Origin of the sequence: Streptococcus suis S735 (assembly GCF_000294495.1) — a bacterium.
Lineage (GTDB): Bacteria > Bacillota > Bacilli > Lactobacillales > Streptococcaceae > Streptococcus > Streptococcus suis.
The window spans coordinates 113,784-126,777 of sequence record NC_018526.1 but is presented as its reverse complement, the minus strand read 5'-3'; the positions used below and the strand labels follow the sequence as shown (position 1 = coordinate 126,777).

Sequence of the window (12,994 nt, the reverse complement as noted above, 5' to 3'; positions counted from 1 at the left end):
AAAGGAGCGAAAATCATGAAAGAATTTTTGATGGAAAAGATACAGACCTCCCAACCATATACCAATGCCGAACTGGATTGGTTGTTGGAAAACATCGGCCATCCAGACCCTACTATACGCGACGAACTGGTCTATGCTAGTTTTTGCCATATCTTTTTGGAGGGCTTGATTACAAGAGAACAAGCACAGTCGCTACTGCAATTCTCTCAAGAAACCAAGCCATTTTCCCTAGAAGGCCCCACACAAAAACGAAGTTTTACTTGCCTACTTTACTGTCTGTTGCTGTCTGTCGATAATGAGCCAGAGTCTATTTATCATGCATTTTTAAGCACTGACGACCATGAGCTACTCTTCCAGCAGGCCTTGGATTATTTGACGATTGAAAATGACTGGTCTGGCTACGATGAAAAACTCGGTTGGATCCATACCGCTGCCCACGGAGCAGATTTTCTTCTGGCCACAAGCTGTCATGATCAATTTCCCGCTGAAAAAAGCAAAGAAGTCTGGCAAACTATTGTCACTTGTCTAACTAAACAAAGTAAAGTTTTCTCAGCTGGCGAGGAAATCCGTCTGGCACAAATCCCTGTCTACCTCCTGCTGAATGAAAAAGTGTCAAGCCAAGAGCTGACGGAATGGATTAGCAAGCTGGACTTTCCAAATCAAGAACCAGTAGACTACTTCCGGTGGCTCAATCTCCAGCATTTCCTGTCCAGTCTTTATTTCCAACTCAAATCACAACAGGCCTCGACCGAAGAAATCGAACAGGCTATTGAAGGAAAAATTGAACCAGCATAAAAGAATTGGCCACCTGACCAATTCTTCTTTTTCTACCCCTTCCAGTGTTTAGCTGGATCAAAGGCCTCTCCGACCACTGCGGAGTCGTCTAATTCGATAATACCACGGACTTGTGGTGCGTTTGGCAGTGCCAATTCACGCGGACTACACATCATACCAAAGCTATCTTCACCGCGCAATTTTCCTGGGAAAATCAGGCTACCGCTCGGCATCATTGCCCCCGGAAGAGCCACAATAGTTTTCAATCCTTGGGCAGCATTTGGGGCACCAGCTACGATTTGCACTGTTTTGTCACCAACATTGACCTGACAGATATTGAGGTGGTCGCTGTCTGGATGAGGAACCAATTCCACAATCTGACCGACTACAAACTTTGGAGCATTGTCGTTAACCAAGCTTTCAGTAAAACCTTCCTTAGCCAATTCAGCATTCAAGGTCGCAACTTGTTCATCTGTCAAGAAAACTTGACCATTTCCATCAAGTTCAACCAAACTTGATGCTTCAAAAATATTCCAGGCCACTGTTTTTCCTGTTTCTTCTAGGAAAACACGCGCCACTTGACCCTTGCGTTCAAACTGGACAGCCTGTCCCTTGTCCTCCGCAACAATCACCATAAGAACATCGCCGACATGTTCCTTATTATATGTAAAAATCATTTCTTTTTCATTTCTCCTTTATGCAAATAGACCGGTCAAGCCTTTCCAAAGATTTTCAAAGAAGGCACCGATTTTTTCTAAAATCCCTGAATCTTGTAGATTCTTATAGGCTTCTGAAATTTGTTGCTCCGCCTGTTGCTTGAACTGGTTGAGCTGGGCAGCAACCTCAGCCGAATCAATAGCAGAGGTTTCCTGATAAGCTTTGGCAAAGGTAACTAATTTTGAAACTTCATCTGCTGTGATGACATTTTCCAAACCGTTTTGGGCCAAAACATCATTGATGATGGTGTTGATGTCAGCCTCAGAAGCCACCTGACCATTGGACTTTTTGTAGTCGGCAAGAGCAGTCTTGATTTCCGCCACTGCCTTATCCAAGGCCGAACTATCAAAATTAGTGTCACCTGTATGAGCCGTCGCCACTTCATTGACTGTCTCTAGCTCTTGTTGGGCTACTTCAGTTCGGGCTGTATCAACTGTTTCACCATTGGCTGCGAGAGCCTTGTAAACACCTGTCAAAGCAGACTCCCCCGTTACCTGAATCGGAGAAGCTACATCAATCAAGACATCTGTCGCACCAGCTGTAATAGCCGCATTGGCATACTGCGTTTCGGTAATCAAGGTGATGTTCTGTGGCGTCTTAATATCCACCACAACCCCTTTGCCAGCGTCCTGCTTTTGCACCAAGACAGATGAATAGAGGGAGGCTGTGTCCGCTTCAGATGTACCTAAATATTGGTCCATATCCGTACCAACAACCACCTGACGACTGACATTATTGACATCCGAAATACCAAATAGATTGTTAACCTCTGTCGCCTGCGCATCTGACAAACCTCCACCGTAGACTAGTGTTGGCTTGCCCCATTTTTCATTGATAACATCTGTTTGAATCTCAGCCTGCACCAAGGGAGCAAGACTCAAACTCAACCCCAGCACCACAGGTGCTAGAAGGATTTTTCCTAATGATTTCTTCATGTTCTTTCCTTTCTTTTGGGAAATGGCAGAGCTTCTCTGCTAATTTATCTACCCAGTCCAGATAAGAAGTTCATGATTTCTTCCTTGGTCTTGCGATTCTTATCGACAAAACGACCGATTTCCTTACCATTTTCCAAAACAACCAGACTTGGAATGCCTAAAATAGCCCATTCCTGTGCCAAAGGCATAAAGTCATCTCGATCCAGTTGCACAAAACGGAGATCTGGAAAAGCTTCTTCGATAGCTGGCACATGCGGTTTAATATAGTGGCAATCTCCACACCAAGTCGTCACAAATAGAAAAACAGTTGGCTTGCCATCTTCAATCAAGGCAGCTACTTCTTCATGATTTGTTGGAAAAATCATCTTTCTTCCTCCCTGTATTGAATAGAACCTTTGGTATTTTCAAACAAAAATACCTGTCCTGCCTCCATCACAACCCCTCCGATAAGAGTGGTCTGCGTAGAAGCCGTTTCATCCACATAGACCGTGGCAATCTCTCCTAAATCAGCGAAAAAGTCACGCACCTCCTGCAAGGCCTGTGCTTTTTTACGGTCTTCTTGGATTTTACGGTAAAATTGAGCACTAGCGGTGAGCACACCTGCCCCCAATAAGCCTGCTAGCAAGGCTGTCTTTTTCTTTTTCATGTTGACTATTTTATCATATTTCCCAGGATTTTTCCCAAAAATGCCATTGGACTTGTGACAGTTGAGACAAACTCGCACCACTTGACAAAAGACTTAAAAATAGATAGAATGGTCTTACAGTGATAAATGTTTGTCAACACTTGGCAATCAAAATGCCCCAACGTTACCAGCGTTGAGGGTTTTCTTTTGGAGCGAGACAGAACAAAGGAGTTCGTTGTCTCGCCCACGCACAGTTGATTAGGTCAGATTTGGAGTGTGAAACACGAACAAATCTACCAATCAACCACTGCGCTGAGATGTTGACACAAACTCTAAGTCATAAATCCCACTCTATTGTCACGATTGTTGAGCCATCTTTCAAACAAAACTGTTAGAAAACTGACGAACAAAGATACAAGAAAAACTGTGATATAGTCTTTTAGTTTACTTTTAGTACGAGGCAATGAGCCGCAGACATAACTGAAGTTAGGCAAGGCGAATTAACGAAGTAATAAAAGAAAAACTAAATGACGATAAATGCTTCCCACACTTAACAATCACTCCCCTCTCTATTTTGAGGGGCATTTCTATCCTAGCAAACTTCAATCATTCTTGTCAATACTATCCATATTTTTCTATATTTTTCTATATTTTCAAGACAAGTCTAGCTCTTCGTGATAAAATAGTAGTAATCATGTCATGGAGGAAGAAGAATGACTCTTTTTGGAAAAATTAAAGAAGTTACCGAATTACAAAGCTTACCGGGATTTGAAGGACAGGTTCGCAACCACATCCGCCAGAAAATCACGCCACATGTAGACCGCATTGAAACAGATGGGCTAGGTGGAATTTTTGGTATCAAGGATACGGCTGTTGAAAATGCTCCTCGTATCCTAGTGGTCGCCCACATGGATGAAGTTGGCTTTATGATTAGCCAAATCAAGCCTGACGGTACTTTCCGTGTTGTTGAGCTAGGTGGCTGGAATCCTCTGGTTGTTTCTAGCCAAGCCTTCACTCTTCAGTTGCAGGACGGTCGTACCATTCCAGCCATCTCAGGCTCAGTACCACCTCACCTTTCACGAGGGGCTAACGCTCCTGGCATGCCTGCCATTGCTGATATTATTTTCGATGCTGGTTTTGCCAATTATGACGAAGCTTGGGCGTTCGGCGTTCGTCCGGGGGATGTCCTCATTCCCAAAAATGAAACCATTCTAACAGCCAACGGAAAAAATGTCATTTCTAAGGCTTGGGACAACCGCTTCGGTGTCCTTATGGTGACCGAACTACTAGAAAGCCTATCTGGTCAAGCTTTGCCAAATCAGTTGATTGCTGGGGCCAATGTGCAAGAAGAGGTTGGTCTTCGTGGTGCTCATGCCTCTACAACCAAGTTCAATCCAGACATTTTCCTCGCTGTTGATTGCTCGCCCGCAGGTGATATTTATGGCGACCAAGGAAAAATTGGTGACGGAACTCTGCTTCGTTTCTATGACCCAGGCCACATCATGCTAAAAAACATGAAAGACTTCCTCCTCACAACTGCCGAAGAAGCAGGTGTCAAATTCCAATACTACTGTGGTAAAGGTGGAACAGATGCCGGTGCAGCCCACTTGAAAAACCATGGTGTTCCATCAACAACTATCGGTGTCTGCGCTCGCTACATCCATTCACATCAAACTCTCTACAGCATGGATGACTTCTTAGAGGCCCAAGCCTTCTTGCAGACCATCGTTAAAAAACTAGACCGCTCAACGGTTGATTTGATTAAAAATTATTAAAACAAAAGACTTTGCTGGGTTGAATGCCCGGCAAAGCCTTTTTTCTATACAAGTTCTTCTAAAATGTACTTCCTCACATAGGTAATGAAATATAGCGAGCCTGTAATCAGGTAGAGTTGTTTGGGATTGTCCAAGTCCACCTGCTCCAACCACTCCTGATAGGTCTGAACTCGTTCATAGCCTGACGGATAATCTCCTAACTGTACCGCTCTGAAATCGTCAAAGGTCGTCACGCTAACAGGTCCAAATTGGCTAAGCTGGGACAACATCTGGTCCACTGGCTTGGTATTGATGGCCGCAAAGAGGATTTCAATATCCCTGTCAGCATACTTTTCTTCCAAGAGTTGTGTCAGGACGGCGATACTTTCATTATTGTGGGCACCGTCAATCATGAGATTAGGCCTAATCAACTCTAAGCGGCCCGGCCAGATGGCTTGGGACAAGCCCTGGCGGATGGTTTCATTGGTAATTGTTGGAAAATCAGGGCTGAGAAGCTGAGCTGTTGTCACTGCCAAGGCTGCATTGACCTCCTGGTGACGACCCTGCATCTGCAGTGTTAACTCTTCCACACGGCCGAGAGTACTTGAAACAGCAAAGCCTGCTCTGCTATTTTCCAAAAGAATCTCCCGTCCCACCGCATAGGTCGGACTCTGAAGCTGACTGGCGTGATCCTCAAATGCTGCCACCACTTCTGACTGGTCGGTCGCATAGAGGAGGGGAACCCGCTCACGCAAGACAGCAACCTTGTGACGGGCTATAGCAGCGTGGGTCTCTCCCAAAAAAGCCTGATGGTCCAAGCCGATGGACGGGCAAACTACTGCCAATGGGGCAAGGACATTGGTCGCATCCTGCAAACCACCCATGCCCGCCTCCACCAAGAGAATGTCGGGACGCTGGTAGTGGGCAAAGTAGACAAACATAGCCACTACTACAATCTCAAACTCCGAGATGGCATCCAGTCCAGCCGTCTGGTCCAAGTCCTCAATCAAGGGTTGCAAGTCTGTCACAATCCTTGCAAAATCTTCCTCCGAAATCATCTCCTGCTCAAATACAATCTGCTCTCGAAAATCAATGATAGACGGTGAGGTAAAGCGACCGACGGTGTAATCCGAAGACCGTAAGATAGACTGTAAGGCGTTGAGGGTCGAGCCCTTGCCATTTGTACCTACGAAGTGAACGGTCGGCACTTGAAGCTGGGGATTGTCCAAGCGTTCCAAAATCCAGTTGACACGTGCAACGCCATTTTCTAAATCTGATGCAGGACGACTAGATAGCCACCGGCGAGTTTCTTGATAATTCATGATTCCCTCTCTACAAAAGCAGCAACAGGGGGATGACCTGTTGCTTGATACTGTTTTATTTAATGCCCATTAACTTAGCCAATTCAGGTATTTTTTGTAAACTTGGTAAGACAAGCATAGTCACGACAATGCGTAATGGAATTTCAAAAACCGCCTTAATCAAGCGACTGCTATACAGAACAATCCAAGGTGTTCCAAAATGGAAATGGAGGGCAATCGGTGTCATGATAAAGGAAATCACAACCTGAATCAAGACAACAACCCCTGCAACATAGAGCCAATCAGCCTTGTTCTTGGTGTCTAGCGGTTTTCGATAGAAGAACCAGCCATAGATAAAAGCCGATACCGCCTCAATCAAGATAAAACTAAAAAGCATGCTCTGTCCACTAAACAAGACAAAAGCTGGGTCTGAAATCGCCGCAAATACAGCAGCCCAAACAGGACCAGCAATCGCACCTAAAATAGTATTAGGGATAAAGGTAAACTGGACCTGCAAGGTATCAGAAAGACGAACAGAAAAATGGTTCTCCGCAATCATGACCAAGGCAAGAGTCATCGCAATAGCAGCCAACAACTGCACCGTTAGTTTTGGAATCTTCTTTTCCATAAAAAATGCTCCTTTTCAAAAAATGGAGCTGTCGTGTGTATTCGACAGCGGATGCAATGGTTTACCGCGCTACTCTCAGCCAGATCCAATGTTCCTACTCTAGGAGACATCAGATGCAAGCAAAGATCAGCTTCGTTATGTGGCAACATCCCATCCACATACACTTGACGCAAACCATCTACTCTGTGCAAATTTCTTTGCTAGTCTATTGTATCACACACTATATATTTTGACCACTTGCTAAAAACTATACCTTTCTAAAGGTATAAACTATAAGAGAAACCGGCAGTCTCCGACTACCAGTTAGTTTTTCTTATTTCAAACGTTCAACTTCACGCGCAATAACCAATTCTTCATCCGTCGGAATAACCAAGACACGAACCCTTGATTCTGCCGTTGAAATGTCACCATAGTTGCCAAATACATTTTTTTCTGGGTCCAACTCAATACCAAACCAAGACAAGCCTTCTACTACGTCATTGCGCATAAGCGGTGCATTTTCACCCATACCAGCCGTGAAGACAATAGCATCTGCCCCATTTAAAACTGCAAGATACTGACCGATAAATTTCTTAATACGGTCAATGAAAATATTGTAGGCCAACACTGCATCTGGATTGTGAGCTTGGATGCCTGCTTCAATATCACGCATATCACTTGAGAAGCCAGATACACCGAACAAGCCTGACTGTTTATTCAACATGTTCACAACATCTGCAGCATCTTTCAGTTCTTCAACATTCGCAATCAAATAAGGAATGATAGCAGGATCAATATCCCCTGAACGAGTTCCCATCATTGGACCAGCTAGTGGTGTGAAGCCCATTGAAGTATCCACAGATTCACCATGATAGTTAGCAGTGATGGATACACCATTTCCGATATGTGCCGTAATCAATTTTAACTCTTCGATTGGACGCCCCAAAACTTTTGCTGCCTCATGCGCTACATAGTAGTGGCTAGTTCCGTGCGCTCCATACTTACGAACCTTGTGGTCGGTATAGTACTTTTGTGGAATCGGATAAAGATAGGCATGCTTTGGCATCGTAGTGTGAAAGGCTGTATCAAAAACAGCTACATTCAAAACTTCTGGTAGTACTTCCTCAAATGCGCGCATCGCCGCCACGTGTGCTGGGTTATGAAGCGGTGCCAAAGCACTTAGTTCTTCAATTTGCTCAACCTCTTTTGGTCCAATAACAACTGATTCTTTGAAAATCTCTCCACCTGCAACAACACGGTGTCCGATGCCAGTAATTTCCTCGTAAGCAGCAATGATGTTGTGTTTAAGCAAGTCTTCTAGGAGGATCTTAACCGCAACCGTATGATTAGGAATATCTAAAACTTCACTTTCTTTCTTCCCATCATACTTAACTGTTGAGATGGAATCGTTCAAACCGATGCGCTCAACAATCCCTGCCGCTAATACTGTTTCTTCTGGCATTTGATAAAGTTGCCATTTTAGACTTGAACTACCTGCATTAATTGCAATTGTTTTTGACATATCTTACCTCTTTTAAAGCGTTTTCCTAACTAGTATAACAGATTTTCACTTAAATTGCATTCTCTTGCTTCCAATTTTTGAAATTGAGCATGAACTTCTGAATAGCTTCTGGTTCTTGAAGACTTTGTAAGGGATAAACAAACGGCGTCAACGATCTTGCAGCTTTCTTTTGCAAGACAAAAATAGACTTGGCCATAGCAGTCTTCCCAAAGAGATTTGGTGGCAGGGCAATCATGGCAACAATATTGGCTTGCTCCTGTAACCAACCTTTCAGCAAATCGCTTTGCGGACTAGTCAATAAATCATTTGGAGCCAACAAAATCGCAAAGCCATCTTTTTCCAGATATTTGAGGGATTGTTCCATGAGCAAATGATGGGCGTAGGTATGTTCCTTTGGACTGGCGACCTGATAACGGCTAGCAATCTGGTCATCTGGATAGTAGCCAATAGGCAAATCTCCCAAAATTACTTGACTTTCCTTCAAAATCTGCGGACGTACCGCATCTCCCTGAGCAAAAGAAATATCTGCCTGCATGACATCCGCAATACTTGCCGACAAATCAATCAAGAGGTCGTCCACTTCGATCCCCAAATAATCCAATTCTTTCTGGCTGGCGTTGAGAATGGTCTGAGCTAGATTGCCTGTCCCCGAACCAATTTCCAGAACCGTCACCTTTTGAGTCGGCACCAATTGGTCTACTAGAAAAGATAGGATAAATCCGATAGAGTCTGGTGTGAACTGGTGATTGTACTGCATGGGCTCAGTCTGATTGGCCTTGATGAGCAAGAATTGATAGGCACGACGCCATTCTTCCTTGGTTAAATCTAGTTGTTTCAAGGTCTGATTGTTTTTGACAACAAGATCCGTCTCATGCTGACCAGCTACGTAAGTAGCATTTTGCTCAATCATGGCATCATAGATATTGGTACCTAGCTGGTTTTGGATAGTCTGTACGTTTTCTAATAGCAGGTCGTAAGCCTGTTCGATCTTTTCAAAATTCATACTCCTATCTTATCAAAATTTCACAGACTTTGCACTAAAAAGGAGAACGAGTCAACTCACCCTCCTTCTGATGATAGCCCAAAAGGAAATTGATAGGTATACAGACCATCACTTGTTAACTCAACTGTAACCAATAGTTGGTCTCCTTTAAGTTGATAACGAGCCTGTCCCTCTTGAAAGGAGACCCTTCCTCTATTCTCCTTCTGCTTAGAACCTGTGGTTAAATTTGCTTCCTTTTCATTCACTACCGCTCCCGTAACTATTTTTTCTACTTGCAGGTCCTGCTCGACCTTGTCCAAGACCATCTGAGCCATGATATAAGCAGTCGTTTCTTGCCTTGCCACCTGTACCAAGCGACTCTCAGCCTCTTGGCGGTGGAGATAAAACTGAAGCAAGAGACTAAAAACAGCCAGCATCAAAAGGGCATAGAGTAGGATGCCAGCCTTAACTTTTTTCTTTAAAAGCATAGATAAAGGTTCGCTCCTCTCCGTTTTTAAAGCTAAAGTCGATGCGCACCAGCTGGTTTTCTTGGGAAATGGCTGCGCTATCCACCTGATAGAGCATGGGTTGGTAACCCTGGCCTCTATCATTTGTTTTCCGAAAATCATCCGACCATGACTTGCCAAAGGCCAAAGCCTGTTCACCTTTGTTGACATAGACCTTGCCATTTTCAACCTTGACCAATTCAGCCTGGTCCCACTCCGACCGCAATTGGCTAGAGAAGACCAACCATTCCTTTTGAACGGTCTGACCTTGATAATGCGCTTCCTGGACTAGTAATTTGGATAAGCCTTCAAAAATCAAGAGGCTACCTGACAGAATGACTAGAACCACCAAACATTCCAAGAGTGTAAAAGCAGGAATTTTACTTTTTAACAACCGATAAAACCTCCTTTCCTTCATGGAAAACCGCAACTCTTTCCGCAGTTCGTTGAACCTGAACTGCAACTCCGTTTAAGGCTAGGTCATCTTGTTTTGTCTGGACAGCCATCTGTGCTAAGTTGAAAACCTCCTGTTGTTCCAATTCCCAAACCTGTCGCCTACGACCTGCATCCACAGCTGATAAAATCAAGCTGCAAATGGTCACTAGAGTCGCAAGGGCAACCAGACTTTCTAGCAAAATATAAGCCTTATTCTTCTGTTTTCTTATAGCGACCACTCCCTATATATAATTGATACGTGACTATTTTTTGACTAAGGTGAAAACGAATCTTGGTCAGAGAAGAATTTCCACCATCTTCTTCAAACTGAATAGTTTTCTCCTCTAAGACCTCTACGTTTCTGGGCACCTCTACAGCCTGATAACCATTTGTAACCTCCTGTCCACCGATAGCAAGGTTCACTTTTTTGTGGGAACTGGCTGCTAATTTCTGACTGTCTTTATAGATGGCCTCAAATTCCCAGAGAAAAATTTCTTCCTGAACAGACCGAAAGACCGTTTGTACTGTTCCTGATAAGGAAACAGCTAAAAAACTGACAACCAACAAGGTCAGCAGGCTTTCAAACAGGGTAAAAGCCTTATTTTTTCGCCGTAGCATACTGTTTTGCTTGTTTTTCAGTAATATAACCTTTCGCCTGCAAATCTGCCACCGTTGCTTCCTCGTCATGTTCCAATTCATAGAGCTCCATCTGACTCTCCACTACTTTGACAACAGCCGCATCCCCCTTCTTCTGAATAGCATCCTTCTGCTGGCTCAAATTTGGCACAAAGAGGAGCAAGAGCAGGCTAATGATCCCTAAAACGACCAACATTTCCACCAGAGTGAACCCTTTTACCTTCATTTCAACTAATTTTTTCATTTTACAACTCCATATTTTGATAAATCGGCAGCAACATGGCTGCGTAGATGAGAACGACCATTAAGGCCACAAAGAGAAAGACCAGCGGTTGGATTAGCTGCATGGCTCTATTGACCCGAGAGAAAAAATCCTCCCAACATTCAGCCGCATAAACTGTCAACTCGCTACCCAACTTGGACTTGACCTGACCGTACTCGACAATCAAACTCAGCTCCCGCTTAAAAAAGGCGTAGGTCTTAATGTGTTCGTGAAAACTCTGACCATTGGAAAGCGACTGCTCCAGGTCCTGGCCAATCTCCCGAAAAAGCTGCGACTGCTGCTCTTGCATCAAGCCCACAATCTGCGGCAGGTCCAAGCCTTGCCCAATCAAACTCCCCCACTCCCTGGCGTAATAGGCCGTCAGGTAGGTTTGGATGAGTTTTCCGAAAAATGGCAGAGCTGCCAAGCAGGAAAAGACCTTAATTTTATTGGTTTTGCGAAACCAAACCATACCAGCTAAGACCGCCACCAAACTAAGTCCACTTAGAGATAAAAAGATGGTCGGTAGATGATTAATCAGCACTGTCGCTGCATTGCCTTCCTCCAACTGGGGCAGAAGATAGTTTTTCAAGCCAAGCATAATCAAAAGCAGAAAACCAAGCAATATAATCGGATAGGTCGCCACCTCAATCAGCTTTTTACGAACCTTGCTGACATTTTCCAGATAGGACTGGATATGAATCAAACTCAGGCTGGTATTACCATGAACTTCTGCTAGAGCCACCTGTGTGACCACCGCATCTGAAAATCGCAAATCTGCCAGCAAACTCGAAAAGGGTTTGCCTGCCAGCAACCCGTCTGACAAGACCTGGGTATAGGGATCTGCCAGAAGCTGACTGCGTTTGAGGAAATCAACAATCTCCCCCAGATGAAAACCACTGGCAAAAAGATTATTGAAAAGCTCAATGACCTTACGCTGGCGAGCCAAGGGTAATTTTTTCTGTTTCTGCCTGCCGAAGACTGATATGTCCTGCTGCAAAAAGCCGATCAATTTGCGCATTCCACTGGTCTGCGGAATGGTTTTGGTAATTTCCCTTTGCAAAATCTACCACACCTCCTCCCCCGATTAAACGTTGATAGGCAATACCTTGAAGGGCATTGTTTAACTCCTCAGGACCGACACCCAATTCCAACATACGAGCATAGACACCCGAAATAGACCTTGCATGAACTGTTGAGAAAACGGTAGCTCCTGTCAGGCTGGCTCGAATGACTGCTCGAGCGGTTTCCGCATCCCGAATTTCACCGATGATGAGCAAGTCTGGTCGATGACGGAGGGACAGTTTGATCAGATTGTCGTAGGTGGCTCCGATGGCTTCATTGAGCTGGAGTTGCAGCATGTCCTCCTGCTTGATTTCAACAGGATCCTCGATGGTCAAAATCTGCTTGTCTGGGAATTTCAGCCTAGCAAGATGGTACATAAGTGTGGTCTTACCAGAGCCGACTGGACCCGAAAAAAGGTAGAGCCCTCGTCCCTTGATTTCTTCTGCAAGCCGCTCGGCCGCCTCAAACCAGAACTTGAGTTCCTTGTCATTGTCATAGAGCAGGCGGATAACCAAACTTTCCTTGCCACGATAATCTCCGACAGTTGATAAGCGAAGTGAAATCTCTCCGCTCCCATAATCATAGTCACAGGAACCCTGCTGGCTACGGCGTTTTTCGCCAACATTTAAACCTGCTAAAAACTTGAAATGGCTGATGATGGCTGTTACTTCCTCCTCAGCCAAGTCTTGCACAAATTCCCGATCGTCCATGATACGATGATAGACTTGGTAACACTCACCACGAGGAACCAGATAAATGTCACTGACCCTATCCGCCACCGCCTCTTCAATCATCTTTCTTGCTTTTTCTTGAATCATACAACCTCCTCACCCTATCAATTCGTAAGGAGACTTGATTTTCCATACTTTTTTG

17 protein-coding genes and 1 riboswitch are annotated in these 12,994 nt (G+C 44.5%); of the genes, 2 read left to right on the top strand and 15 right to left on the bottom strand.

Annotated elements, in window-relative coordinates:
- The first annotated feature begins 15 nt into the window (after window positions 1–15).
- Window positions 16–795, top strand: coding sequence for a DUF2785 domain-containing protein (locus tag YYK_RS00820; RefSeq protein ID WP_011922565.1), 780 nt, complete (start codon window positions 16–18; stop codon window positions 793–795).
- A 32-nt stretch (window positions 796–827) separates the two neighbouring features.
- On the opposite strand, the gene ytpR is transcribed toward YYK_RS00820, so the two are convergent.
- From ytpR to YYK_RS00800, 4 genes are read right to left on the bottom strand one after another with little or no spacing between them, the layout of a single operon-like run.
- Window positions 828–1,451: a YtpR family tRNA-binding protein gene (ytpR, locus tag YYK_RS00815; RefSeq protein ID WP_011921734.1), complete on the bottom strand. Its 624-nt coding sequence runs from the start codon at window positions 1,449–1,451 to the stop codon at window positions 828–830.
- 18 nt (window positions 1,452–1,469) lie between these two features.
- Complete coding sequence (locus YYK_RS00810) at window positions 1,470–2,426, bottom strand: DUF1002 domain-containing protein (RefSeq protein ID WP_011921733.1); 957 nt, start codon at window positions 2,424–2,426, stop codon at window positions 1,470–1,472.
- Window positions 2,427–2,470: 44 nt separating this feature from the next.
- Complete coding sequence (locus YYK_RS00805) at window positions 2,471–2,791, bottom strand: thioredoxin family protein (RefSeq protein ID WP_011921732.1); 321 nt, start codon at window positions 2,789–2,791, stop codon at window positions 2,471–2,473.
- Complete coding sequence (locus YYK_RS00800) at window positions 2,788–3,072, bottom strand: DUF4651 domain-containing protein (protein WP_012774909.1); 285 nt, start codon at window positions 3,070–3,072, stop codon at window positions 2,788–2,790. The genes YYK_RS00805 and YYK_RS00800 overlap by 4 nt, the downstream gene beginning before the upstream one ends.
- A gap of 692 nt (window positions 3,073–3,764) precedes the next feature.
- Here YYK_RS00800 and pepA point away from each other — a divergent pair.
- Window positions 3,765–4,826 carry a glutamyl aminopeptidase gene (gene pepA, locus YYK_RS00795; protein WP_012775476.1) on the top strand — a complete coding sequence of 354 codons (1,062 nt, stop codon included), beginning with the start codon at window positions 3,765–3,767 and terminating at the stop codon, window positions 4,824–4,826.
- A 44-nt stretch (window positions 4,827–4,870) separates the two neighbouring features.
- Here the strand turns inward: pepA and YYK_RS00790 are convergent, their stop codons facing one another.
- From YYK_RS00790 to comGA, 11 genes are all read right to left on the bottom strand, one after another.
- A complete protein-coding gene (locus YYK_RS00790) occupies window positions 4,871–6,127 on the bottom strand; it encodes a bifunctional folylpolyglutamate synthase/dihydrofolate synthase (RefSeq protein WP_012775475.1) in 1,257 nt (418 codons plus the stop codon).
- Between the two features lie 55 nt (window positions 6,128–6,182).
- Window positions 6,183–6,734 carry a folate family ECF transporter S component gene (locus YYK_RS00785; protein ID WP_012775474.1) on the bottom strand — a complete coding sequence of 184 codons (552 nt, stop codon included), beginning with the start codon at window positions 6,732–6,734 and terminating at the stop codon, window positions 6,183–6,185.
- Between the two features lie 43 nt (window positions 6,735–6,777).
- Window positions 6,778–6,922: riboswitch (THF riboswitch) on the bottom strand.
- A gap of 125 nt (window positions 6,923–7,047) precedes the next feature.
- Window positions 7,048–8,235, bottom strand: coding sequence for an acetate kinase (locus YYK_RS00780; protein ID WP_012775473.1), 1,188 nt, complete (start codon window positions 8,233–8,235; stop codon window positions 7,048–7,050).
- A 49-nt stretch (window positions 8,236–8,284) separates the two neighbouring features.
- Window positions 8,285–9,238: a class I SAM-dependent methyltransferase gene (locus YYK_RS00775; protein WP_011922562.1), complete on the bottom strand. Its 954-nt coding sequence runs from the start codon at window positions 9,236–9,238 to the stop codon at window positions 8,285–8,287.
- Window positions 9,239–9,294: 56 nt separating this feature from the next.
- Window positions 9,295–9,705 carry a competence type IV pilus minor pilin ComGG gene (gene comGG, locus YYK_RS00770; protein ID WP_011921724.1) on the bottom strand — a complete coding sequence of 137 codons (411 nt, stop codon included), beginning with the start codon at window positions 9,703–9,705 and terminating at the stop codon, window positions 9,295–9,297.
- The gene (gene comGF, locus YYK_RS00765) at window positions 9,683–10,117 is read right to left on the bottom strand and encodes a competence type IV pilus minor pilin ComGF (protein ID WP_011922561.1); all 435 of its coding nucleotides are present in this window, start codon (window positions 10,115–10,117) and stop codon (window positions 9,683–9,685) included. Before comGF ends, comGG begins: the two co-directional genes overlap by 23 nt.
- Window positions 10,104–10,397 carry a competence type IV pilus minor pilin ComGE gene (gene comGE, locus YYK_RS00760; RefSeq protein ID WP_011921722.1) on the bottom strand — a complete coding sequence of 98 codons (294 nt, stop codon included), beginning with the start codon at window positions 10,395–10,397 and terminating at the stop codon, window positions 10,104–10,106. The genes comGF and comGE overlap by 14 nt, the downstream gene beginning before the upstream one ends.
- The gene (gene comGD / locus YYK_RS00755) at window positions 10,369–10,776 is read right to left on the bottom strand and encodes a competence type IV pilus minor pilin ComGD (protein WP_011921721.1); all 408 of its coding nucleotides are present in this window, start codon (window positions 10,774–10,776) and stop codon (window positions 10,369–10,371) included. The genes comGE and comGD overlap by 29 nt, the downstream gene beginning before the upstream one ends.
- Window positions 10,757–11,038 carry a competence type IV pilus major pilin ComGC gene (comGC, locus tag YYK_RS00750; RefSeq protein WP_011921720.1) on the bottom strand — a complete coding sequence of 94 codons (282 nt, stop codon included), beginning with the start codon at window positions 11,036–11,038 and terminating at the stop codon, window positions 10,757–10,759. The genes comGD and comGC overlap by 20 nt, the downstream gene beginning before the upstream one ends.
- A 1-nt stretch (window position 11,039) precedes the next feature.
- Window positions 11,040–12,077: a competence type IV pilus assembly protein ComGB gene (comGB, locus tag YYK_RS00745; RefSeq protein WP_011921719.1), complete on the bottom strand. Its 1,038-nt coding sequence runs from the start codon at window positions 12,075–12,077 to the stop codon at window positions 11,040–11,042.
- A complete protein-coding gene (gene comGA, locus YYK_RS00740) occupies window positions 11,989–12,939 on the bottom strand; it encodes a competence type IV pilus ATPase ComGA (protein ID WP_011921718.1) in 951 nt (316 codons plus the stop codon). Before comGA ends, comGB begins: the two co-directional genes overlap by 89 nt.
- Between the last annotated feature and the right edge of the window lie 55 nt (window positions 12,940–12,994).

Coding starts and splice junctions, on each gene's coding strand:
- YYK_RS00820 (WP_011922565.1), top strand. CDS start 16: ATGAAAGAATTTTTGATGGAAAAGATACAGACCTCCCAACCATATACC.
- ytpR (WP_011921734.1), bottom strand. CDS start 1,451: ATGATTTTTACATATAATAAGGAACATGTCGGCGATGTTCTTATGGTG.
- YYK_RS00810 (WP_011921733.1), bottom strand. CDS start 2,426: ATGAAGAAATCATTAGGAAAAATCCTTCTAGCACCTGTGGTGCTGGGG.
- YYK_RS00805 (WP_011921732.1), bottom strand. CDS start 2,791: ATGATTTTTCCAACAAATCATGAAGAAGTAGCTGCCTTGATTGAAGAT.
- YYK_RS00800 (WP_012774909.1), bottom strand. CDS start 3,072: ATGAAAAAGAAAAAGACAGCCTTGCTAGCAGGCTTATTGGGGGCAGGT.
- pepA (WP_012775476.1), top strand. CDS start 3,765: ATGACTCTTTTTGGAAAAATTAAAGAAGTTACCGAATTACAAAGCTTA.
- YYK_RS00790 (WP_012775475.1), bottom strand. CDS start 6,127: ATGAATTATCAAGAAACTCGCCGGTGGCTATCTAGTCGTCCTGCATCA.
- YYK_RS00785 (WP_012775474.1), bottom strand. CDS start 6,734: ATGGAAAAGAAGATTCCAAAACTAACGGTGCAGTTGTTGGCTGCTATT.
- YYK_RS00780 (WP_012775473.1), bottom strand. CDS start 8,235: ATGTCAAAAACAATTGCAATTAATGCAGGTAGTTCAAGTCTAAAATGG.
- YYK_RS00775 (WP_011922562.1), bottom strand. CDS start 9,238: ATGAATTTTGAAAAGATCGAACAGGCTTACGACCTGCTATTAGAAAAC.
- comGG (WP_011921724.1), bottom strand. CDS start 9,705: ATGCTTTTAAAGAAAAAAGTTAAGGCTGGCATCCTACTCTATGCCCTT.
- comGD (WP_011921721.1), bottom strand. CDS start 10,776: ATGCTACGGCGAAAAAATAAGGCTTTTACCCTGTTTGAAAGCCTGCTG.
- comGC (WP_011921720.1), bottom strand. CDS start 11,038: ATGAAAAAATTAGTTGAAATGAAGGTAAAAGGGTTCACTCTGGTGGAA.
- comGB (WP_011921719.1), bottom strand. CDS start 12,077: ATGCGCAAATTGATCGGCTTTTTGCAGCAGGACATATCAGTCTTCGGC.
- comGA (WP_011921718.1), bottom strand. CDS start 12,939: ATGATTCAAGAAAAAGCAAGAAAGATGATTGAAGAGGCGGTGGCGGAT.